An 8,492-nucleotide genomic window follows, 5' to 3' on the forward strand; every position below is an offset into this window, starting at 1 on the left:
TCCTGTATGTTCGGAGCATAACTAGGCAATTGATATGGATGCTCTGCTATTTGTTATCGGTTATTCCCCTCTAAACTTGAGGGGAGAATAGTTAAAAGAGTTCACTTAAATCATGGGTATAAGTTTTCGCAACTTGCTCACCCTGTCCCTTTAATTGCCCTATAATAGAAACAAGTTTTTTGGCATACCCCGGATCGGTTGCATAACCGGCTTCTTGAATATGATAAGCAGCCTGTTCTGGTGTTTTGGCTTGCGGTACTTTGGCATAGCGCGGGCTTTCCGTAAGCAATCTTAGATAATCTTGGATAGCCTCCACATAAGAGCCGTAGACACGGAAATTATCACGCATCTTGATCGATTTACCGTCAATCACTTCCGTTGTCATAATATTAGTGACAGGCCCTTTCCAATAACGCCCCGCTTTAATACCAAACAGGTTGTAGCTCGGTTTTCCATCACCCGTTAAAATTTCTCGTTTACCCCAGCCAGATTCTAGTGCCGCTTGTGCTACAACTAAAAGATGATGAATACCCGTACCTTGTGTCGCTTGTTTAGCAGGCCCTAACAATTTAGCGGCAAAAGAAGCGCTACTTTCAGACAGTCCTTTTAACTTGCCTACCGTACTTTCAACTGCATTTTGTAACGGTTGCATCGCACGATAGAGCTGGCCTAATGCTTGTGTTGGCATTGATTGAAAAATATCACTGCTGTCTAATGGCATCGGCGTTTTACCGGCCAGTTCGCTCGGTTCCATCGTTACTTTAGCTGATAGTTGTTTTTCAATCATGTCAGCAAACCCCAAGCCTTTTTTGGATAAATCTTGAGCAATTTGCTGATCATAAAGAGAGGTGTACATTTTAGTGCTTTCTGAATTGAACATACTCTCTTGTGGAATAGCTTCACGCATACTTTTTAACATCATTTGCACAAAAACCCCCTCAAGTTGCTGCGCCACTTGGCGCAGCCCTTGCTGATCGGCATTTTGTCCAACCTGATATTTAAGTTTATTCAATGCGTTACTATCATATGCCGGCGTTGAAATATTCGGCATTGAAGAAAGCAGAGATAACTCTTTCATCAGATAATCTCCAATCTCGCCCGTAAACAACCCGCACTTTCCATCGCTTGTAATATCGACATGAGATCTGTTGGGGTCGCACCTAGCGCATTGAGTGAACGGATCACTTCATTGAGGCTAGCACTGGCGTTGACTTTTTGTAATGAACCACCCTTTTCATTGACATTAACACTCGTATTACGTGACACAACCGTACTGCCACCTGCAAAAGGAGTATTCGGTTGACTCACATTCACTTGGCTATCTACCGTAACAGATAAGTTGCCTTGTGCGATGGCACAGCTACCTAATACCACATCACGGTTCATTACAACGGAACCTGTTCTTGCATTGATAATCACTTTAGCATCAGCAATAACTCGTTTTACCTCAAGGTTTTGCACATCTGCTAAGAAACGAACTTGTTCACTTTTACCAAGAGGTACACGTAATTGCACCGTACGGGCATCAAGAGGAAGCGCCGTTCCTACCCCTCGTAGTTTATTAATCGCATCAGCAATACTTTGTGCTAGCGTGAAGTTTTCTTCGTTAAGCTGTAAGTTTAATAATCCCGTTTGACCAAACTGAGAAGGTAACTCACGCTCAATAATGGCACCGTTACTAATACGTCCACCCGCTAATTGATTGACTTTTACGCTGCTGCCCCCCGCAGAAGCACCAGAGCCACCGACAATAATATTCCCTTGGGCTACCGCATAAACCTGACTATCTACCCCTTTAAGTGGGGTCATCAGTAACGTACCACCTCGTAAACTTTTGGCATTACCTAATGAAGAAACAACCACATCGATAGATTGCCCAGTACGACCAAAAGGAGGTAGTTTTGCTGTCACCATCACTGCCGCGACGTTTTTTAACTGCATATTGGTGCCCGCAGGTACGGTGATCCCCAATTGTGAGAGCATGTTATTTAGACTTTGCGTGGTAAAAGGTGTTTGCATGGTTTGGTCACCCGTACCATCGAGGCCGACAACCAAACCATAACCAATCAGCGCATTTTCTCTTACCCCTTCAACCGAAGTAAGATCTCTGATCCGTTCGGCATGGGCAGAAAAGCCGACACATGTCATCACGATAAAGAAAAGGCTAATCGCTAATTTTTTCATCTAGATCCTACTCGTTAAAAAGGTGATACATTTAAGAAGAAACGTTGTAGCCATCCCATGGATTGCGCTTCATTAATATAACCGTCTCCGATATATTCAATACGCGCATCAGCAACTTGGGTTGAATTGACCGTGTTTGAGCCACTGATAGTGCGCGGATTCACAACGCCTGAAAATCGAATAAATTCAGTACCTTGGTTTATCGCAATTTGTTTTTCACCCACAACGTGTAGATTGCCATTTGCCAATAACTGATCAACCGTTACCGTAATGGTGCCTTTAAAGGTGTTATTTGCATTAGCACCACCTTTACCACCGAACTCACTGTTTCCTTCCATGCCCATATCAGTACGGCTATTCCCTAATAATCCTTCTAAGAACCTTGGTGTGATAGAAGCAAGGAAACCGGCTTTACCATTGCGACTGGCATTCGCCGACGAGTTTTTACTGGCACTGACATTTTCTTGCAAGGTGATAGTCAATGTATCGCCAATATTTCGCGGTCGCCTATCTTCAAATAATGGCTGATAACCAAAATAAACCGGCTGAGTAGCCTGAAAAATAGAGCCATTAGGTGCTGGTGTGGTAGGCGCAGTAGGTATTGCCGTGGTGTGTCCTTCAACCAATGGTTTTTTCGGTATCTGAGCGCACCCTGCTAGTGTCAGTACCAACAGGGCGGTACCTAAACGTTGATGACGACGCCATCTGACACTAAGCTTGCTTGCCCCAGAATTGTCAGTAATGACCTTTGTATCCATCTTCGATACTCTTTTAGTAATACGCCTGACAGAAATTCTGTCAGGCTAATGAATCAACGAAATTAGAGTTGCGTGAGTTTCTGTAACATCTGATCAGAAGTTGAAATCGCTTTACTATTAATTTCATAAGCACGCTGAGTCTGGATCATATTGACCAATTCTTCCGCGACATTAACGTTAGAGGTTTCAACATATCCCTGATATAACAAGCCCGCACCGTTAATACCCGGCGCATTCTCAGTGGGTGCTCCGGAGCTGGCTGTTTCTAAGTACAGATTTTCCCCAACACTTTCTAACCCGCTATCATTAATAAATGTGGTGAGGGTTAATTGTCCTACTTGTTGAGGTGCCGGCGATCCTTCAATCTCCACACTGACAATACCATCACGACCTACCATCACCTTTTTAGCGGTTTCTGGCAAAATAATCGCTGGGACGATTTGAAAGCCACTGGAGGTCACTAATTGCCCATTTTGGTCCATTTGAAAAGAGCCATCACGAGTATAAGCATCCGTACCATCAGGTAATTGAACATGGAAAAAACCTTGCCCTTTGATAGCAACATCACGCGTACCATTAGTTTGGGCTAAATTACCTTGGCTATGTAAACGTTCTGTCGCCACTGGGCGAACACCAGTACCAATTTGTAAACCAGAAGGCGCATTCGTCTGCTCGGATGTCATCGCTCCCGGTTGACGAATAGTTTGATAGAGTAAATCCTCAAAAACCGCACGCTGGCGTTTAAAACCATTTGTGCTGACGTTTGCGAGGTTGTTGGAAATCACATCCATGTTAGTTTGTTGTGCATCCAACCCTGTTTTAGCAATCCATAAAGAACGGATCATGGTTTTCCCCTTACACTATTTAACTCATTGATAGCAATTGGTTAGCGCGCTGCGCATTATCATCTGCACTGTGGATCACCTTCATTTGCATTTCGAAACGGCGGGCATTGGCAATCATATCGACCATAGCTTCAGCAGGATTGACGTTGCTACCTTCTAATACACCAGCAAGGACTTTGACGTTATCGTCCGCAGGTAACGTTTCACCCACTCGTGCTGTACCTTGAGGTGATAGGTGAAATAGACCATCATCGCCTCGTACCAAATCATTTTGTTCTGGCTTCACCATTTTTAGGCGACCAATTTGCCCTAGCATTTTTGGTGGATCGGTAGGGACATGAGCTGTGACAATGCCGTTATTAGCAATGCTAATTTCCGCTTGTGGTGGCACTTCAATTGCGCCATTATCGCCCATCAAAAGACGCCCTTGTACCATCAACATGCCATCAGCGTTACGCTCAATATTGCCGTTTCGGGTATACGCTTGCGTACCATCTTCAAGTTGAACAGCCAAATAGCCATTATCACTTAAAGCAACGTCCATCGGTCTGCCGGTGTAATTCATCGTTCCCTGACGCTGATCACTACCGGGCGTTGACTCGACGGTAAGTGTACGCGTCGGTAAGGTTTCGCCATTGATAGGTACGGCTCGCATCGCACTAAGTTGCGCTTTAAACCCTGGTGTTGATGCATTTGCTAAATTGTTCGCCACGACAGCTTGGTTTTCCATTGAGTGTCTGGCACCGCCCATCGCGGTATAAATCACATGATCCATAACAGATGATTTCCTGCGTTATTAGCGCATGCTAACTAGTGTTTGCAGGATCTGATCCTGAGTTTTGATAGTCTGCGCATTAGATTGATAGTTACGTTGAGCAACAATCATGTTAACTAACTCTTGGCTCATATCTACGTTAGAGGCTTCTAAGGCATTGTTGGTTAATTTACCGAATACGCCAGAGCCTGCCACACCAACAATGGGTGAGCCTGAACCATTGGTTTCAGACCACATATTGTCACCTTGTGAACTTAAGCCACCAGGATTGGCAAAGTTAGCTAATGCGATTTGACCAACCACTTGGCTTTGTTGGTTTGAGTAGGTCGCCATAATGGAACCATCTGGCTCAATACGGAAATTGGTAAATTCCCCTGCTTGATAACCATTTTGCGCGAGTTTAGAGACACTTGATTCAGCGACTTTTTGCTGCGTACTACCACTAAAGTTCATTTCCATATCCATGGGTTGTGAACCTTTATAAGCAACGGTAGTAAAGTTTTTCAGCTTAGGTGCTGTTTCATCTAGTACCCCGTTATCCTTATAAACTAATTTACCCAGATCTTGTGCTGGCTCACCTGTTGTGGTGTCTTGAGCATAAACACTCCATTCGTTATCTTTGGTTTTAACAAAGAATAAGTTCAGGTTATGTTCATTACCTAAGCTATCGTAGGTTGTCACGTTAGTACTAAAGTTATAAGAATCGTTATCTTTGGGATCAAATTTATGTGTTGTTTGATCGATAGCCTCTTCAGCTGAATTCAAGTTAACCGTCATATCCATTTTATCGGTTGCACTTGCATTCATCATATCGGTAGGAATAATGATAGGCGTTGGTGTTGCCCCTTTTTGTACTACATTTTTACCGTCTACGTTTTGTACTGGATAACCTGTAATACGCATGCCTTGCATATTAGTGAGATAGCCGTTTTTATCTTTGCCAAATTCACCATTACGTGAATAGAAAACGCCACCGTTACTATCTTCAATACGGAAGAAACCACCACCAGAAATCGCCACATCGGTTGGGCGGTTAGTAGTAGTGATACTACCATCTTTAAAGTTTTGGCTAATGCCTGATACTTTTACACCAAGCCCTGCACCAGAGCCGGCAAAAACATCGGCAAAAGAGACTGTTGCCCCCTTAAAACCGTAGGTTGCAGAGTTTGAGATATTATTACCAATAGTATCTAAATTAGCGGCTGCTGCATTTAAACCACTGACTGCTTGAGAAAAGGACATGCGCCCTCCATTATTGAATTAATGTTGATTAAAAAACTTTACGAATTTCGTCCAATGAAACGATGACACCGAGGCCAACATCAAGATGAGGTTTTCCCTCTTTCATAGAAACGGAATTGACTATCGCACTTTTAAGTGTTTTTACTGGAACTTGAGCATCATTAAATGTGGCATTTACTGTAAATTGATATTTTCCAGTAGGAACTTTATTACCATCATCATCAGTGCAATCCCAAAAGAAGTGATAAACATCCGGCAGAATTTTTGAATTCATTTCGATCGTGCGAACTTTAGCCCCACTACTATCAGTAATATTGACTGTAAGCGTATCTATTGGACTAAAGGATTCAAAACCAAAAGCGCTGGAGAAGATATTTTCATTATCTGTCGCATCAGTAGATGCACGTAACTTACCTAATTTAGTATCAGGTGTTGTATCTGTATCTTTATCTGTATCTGTATCTGTATCAGATCCAGCGTTTTCACCATTATTAATCTTATCAACGCTGATTTCATTACCGGCAATCATCACCATATGATTAACCAATGAGGTCGCACGTAATGCCTGACTTTGGTCAATTTGCCCAACAATGGTATTGACTGTTTTATTTAGCGTCTCTATCCCTTCAACCGTAGAAATCTGTGCTAACTGTGACGTTAACTCATTATTCTGCATTGGATTGGTGGGATCTTGGTTTTGCATCTGCGTGATAAGCAACGTCAGGAAATTACCTTTAATATCATCACTCCCCCCTTTTTTAGTGTGGTAGGATGAAGGCGCTTCCCCGATAATGGTATTATCAGTAGGTTCATTCATTGAGGCAGAAATACCCACAATTTATTCTCCCTATTGACCTATCATTAGCGTTTTTTGCATCAGCGATTTCGCTGTATTCATCACTTCAACGTTAGCCTGATAACTTCTTGACGCCGAAATAGTGTTGATCATTTCACCGACTACATCGACATTAGGCTTACGCACATAGCCTTTTTCATCTGCAAATGGATTTCCTGGCTGATATTCCATACGAAAGGGGGTCGGATCGTCCACTACTTGCGTAACATGAACACCACCAATATCTTGACCTGCCGGCGCATTCACTTGGAAAACCACTTGTTTTGCACGGTAAGGTTCACCATCAGGCCCCACAACGCTATCTACGTTGGCCATATTACTTGCACTGACGTTTAAACGTTGTGATTGTGCTGAAAGTGCAGAACCTGAAATATCGAAAATACTAAATAAAGACATACTCTTTATCCTTGTTGCAATACAGCCATCATGCTTTTAACTTGAGAGTTAATAAATGTCACATCTGCCTGATATTTAACGCTATTATCGGCAAAATTACTCCGTTCCATATCCATATCGACCGTGTTACCATCCATCGATGTTTGATGAGGAACCCGATAAAGCAAATCAGCCTCTAAGCGATAACCCGGCTTAATAGGAATATGGCGTTCTGATGTCATTGTCAGTTGCAATCCATGACTACCAGTACGCCCATTTTCCATGGTTTTTTTCAACTCAGCCGCGAAATCAATATCCCGTGCTTGGAAGCCTGGCGTATCAGCATTAGCAATATTTGCCGCCAAAATTTCTTGGCGTTTATTACGTAGTGAAAGCGCTTCTTGTTGAAAATGAAACGTATTTTCTAATTTATCGAGCATCTTCTATCCTTGGTGGCTAAGCCACTTACCCTCAGCTGATAAAACAATTTCAGTTAACAGAATAAACGCTCAAAAAAAAGATGATTGGAGGAATAGGGGTAAATTGAATTGCTATTTATGCGTTTAAGGTATGTGAAGAGGATGTACACTATTTTGGCTAAATAAGTTTAACCACACCATTAGCATAAACTTTATAAGGTGATACAAACTATGTCTGTTAGAACGTTTATCGGTGTTATTTCTTTTTTCTTTATAGTAAATAGCGGTATAGCCAATCCCCTACCCGAAGCGCTACAGCAATTTTTCCAAACGCGCCACCACAAAGACGATAAAGTCACCGTAACCGTTTTAACCCCAGAGGATAAATGGCCACATTGCCAACAACAAGAAATCCTACAGCATGCAGGCTCTCGCAATTGGGGACGTCTTTCTATCCCCATTCAGTGCGATAATCAACGTCGTTTTATACAAGTAGATGTGAGTGTTTATGGACAATATTTAGTCGCTAAAAAAGAGATTAATCGTGATGATGTAATAACAAAATCTTCGATTAAGATCATAAAAGGAGATTTAGAAAAGCTACCTTATGACGTGTTAAGAGATGCTGTTTTTATTAAAAATGCCATTGCTATGCGCCATATTGCGACCGAAAAACCAATAACATCAACTATGGTTCGTCGCCCTTGGGCCATTTTAGCGGGGCAGACTGTAACGGTTTTTGCACAAGGTGATCACTTTCAAATCCGTTATGAAGGAAAAGCGATTAACAATGCCGTTGCCAATGAAAGTATTCGTATACGGGTCAAATCAGGGCAAATTATTACTGGTGAAGCGCTGGAAAATGGCTCTGTACGTATCCCCTTGTAATACATTAAAGATAACAATTAAAGGTAACGATAAGCAGAATAAGCCTATATTAAATGACTTGTTAACCGTTTTAATGATAGCAAGGCAAGGTAAACTCTCTTGCACTATAAGTTGAATAAAAACGCTGCTTGTAGACTAGTGCTAATGAGT

10 protein-coding genes are annotated in these 8,492 nt (G+C 42.3%); 1 reads left to right on the forward strand and 9 read right to left on the reverse strand.

The window, feature by feature from the left end:
• Positions 1–91 precede the first annotated feature (91 nt).
• The 9 genes from flgJ to flgB all read right to left on the reverse strand — a co-directional run bounded on the left by flgJ (position 92) and on the right by flgB (position 7,475).
• A complete protein-coding gene (flgJ, locus tag HMPREF0693_RS03630) occupies positions 92–1,078 on the reverse strand; it encodes a flagellar assembly peptidoglycan hydrolase FlgJ (protein WP_004243530.1) in 987 nt (328 codons plus the stop codon).
• Entirely contained in the window at positions 1,078–2,184 is a 1,107-nt protein-coding gene (locus HMPREF0693_RS03635; protein WP_004243531.1) for a flagellar basal body P-ring protein FlgI, read from the reverse strand. The genes flgJ and HMPREF0693_RS03635 overlap by 1 nt, the downstream gene beginning before the upstream one ends.
• Positions 2,185–2,198: 14 nt before the next feature.
• A complete protein-coding gene (locus HMPREF0693_RS03640; RefSeq protein WP_004243532.1) occupies positions 2,199–2,942 on the reverse strand; it encodes a flagellar basal body L-ring protein FlgH in 744 nt (247 codons plus the stop codon).
• Between the two features lie 62 nt (positions 2,943–3,004).
• A complete protein-coding gene (gene flgG, locus HMPREF0693_RS03645) occupies positions 3,005–3,787 on the reverse strand; it encodes a flagellar basal-body rod protein FlgG (protein WP_004243533.1) in 783 nt (260 codons plus the stop codon).
• 19 nt (positions 3,788–3,806) lie between these two features.
• Entirely contained in the window at positions 3,807–4,562 is a 756-nt protein-coding gene (locus tag HMPREF0693_RS03650; RefSeq protein WP_004243534.1) for a flagellar basal body rod protein FlgF, read from the reverse strand.
• 21 nt (positions 4,563–4,583) lie between these two features.
• The gene (gene flgE / locus HMPREF0693_RS03655; protein ID WP_004243535.1) at positions 4,584–5,804 is read right to left on the reverse strand and encodes a flagellar hook protein FlgE; all 1,221 of its coding nucleotides are present in this window, start codon (positions 5,802–5,804) and stop codon (positions 4,584–4,586) included.
• Between the two features lie 28 nt (positions 5,805–5,832).
• Complete coding sequence (locus HMPREF0693_RS03660) at positions 5,833–6,639, reverse strand: flagellar hook assembly protein FlgD (RefSeq protein WP_004243536.1); 807 nt, start codon at positions 6,637–6,639, stop codon at positions 5,833–5,835.
• A gap of 12 nt (positions 6,640–6,651) precedes the next feature.
• On the reverse strand, positions 6,652–7,056 hold the full coding sequence (flgC, locus tag HMPREF0693_RS03665; protein WP_004243537.1) for a flagellar basal body rod protein FlgC: 405 nt from the start codon (positions 7,054–7,056) through the stop codon (positions 6,652–6,654).
• A 5-nt stretch (positions 7,057–7,061) separates the two neighbouring features.
• Positions 7,062–7,475 carry a flagellar basal body rod protein FlgB gene (gene flgB, locus HMPREF0693_RS03670; protein WP_004243538.1) on the reverse strand — a complete coding sequence of 138 codons (414 nt, stop codon included), beginning with the start codon at positions 7,473–7,475 and terminating at the stop codon, positions 7,062–7,064.
• A gap of 210 nt (positions 7,476–7,685) precedes the next feature.
• On the opposite strand from flgB, the gene flgA reads away from it, so the two are divergent.
• A complete protein-coding gene (gene flgA, locus HMPREF0693_RS03675) occupies positions 7,686–8,342 on the forward strand; it encodes a flagellar basal body P-ring formation chaperone FlgA (protein ID WP_004243539.1) in 657 nt (218 codons plus the stop codon).
• Positions 8,343–8,492: the final 150 nt, after the last annotated feature.

Source organism: Proteus mirabilis ATCC 29906 (genome assembly GCF_000160755.1).
In the GTDB taxonomy this organism is placed as follows: Bacteria; Pseudomonadota; Gammaproteobacteria; order Enterobacterales; family Enterobacteriaceae; genus Proteus; species Proteus mirabilis.